This window comes from Pseudomonas sp. P5_B2 (genome assembly GCF_056400445.1).
Window position 1 is genome coordinate 1 of the sequence record NZ_JBFULH010001442.1, and the last position, 587, is coordinate 587.

The window sequence follows — 587 nt, forward strand, 5'->3', positions numbered from 1 at the left end:
CATGCAGCGGCATATGTGCAGGATTTTATTCAGCGCCACATAGGGAGTGGATTTGTTGCCGAGTCGTTATCGAAAAGCGGTCAAGGAGAAGTGCACGTACCGCCTAATTGTTAGTTTTTGGCCAAGTAAAAAATCCTCAAATAAATGTTTATAAAACTGCTTTCCGTTGTTAAAGCAGGGGTCACTCCCTGGACGAAGTTCAACCGGCACCAACAAAAACAATAGTATCGGGAGAAACAGCATGTTCAATCCAATCCGTCGTTACAGTTGCTCTATGACGCTTCTTGCAGCCATTGCTGCTGCAACGCTCACAACCTCCGCTATGGCTTTGGATACAGTGAAATTCATGGCTCCAGGTTCAGTTGGAGGCGGGTACGACCAGACAGGTCGGATCTTGGGTAAAGCCTTAATAGAATCCAGCGCGGCGAAGTCCATCACATTCGAAAATAAGGGTGGGGCCGGGGGCACTTTGGGGCTTGCGCAATTTGCCAACAGCACCAAAGGTGATCCAAATGCACTGCTCGTGGTCGGTGCGATCATGGTCACTGCGGAAGAGCAGAACAAGCCTCAGATCACCATGAAAGATG

The 587-nt window shown here is 49.1% G+C and carries 1 pseudogene; it reads left to right on the forward strand.

Going from position 1 to position 587, the window contains the following annotated elements:
* Positions 1 to 241: 241 nt before the first annotated feature.
* Positions 242 to 587: pseudogene (locus AC1DRJ_RS31720) on the forward strand (tripartite tricarboxylate transporter substrate binding protein); the annotation flags it as partial.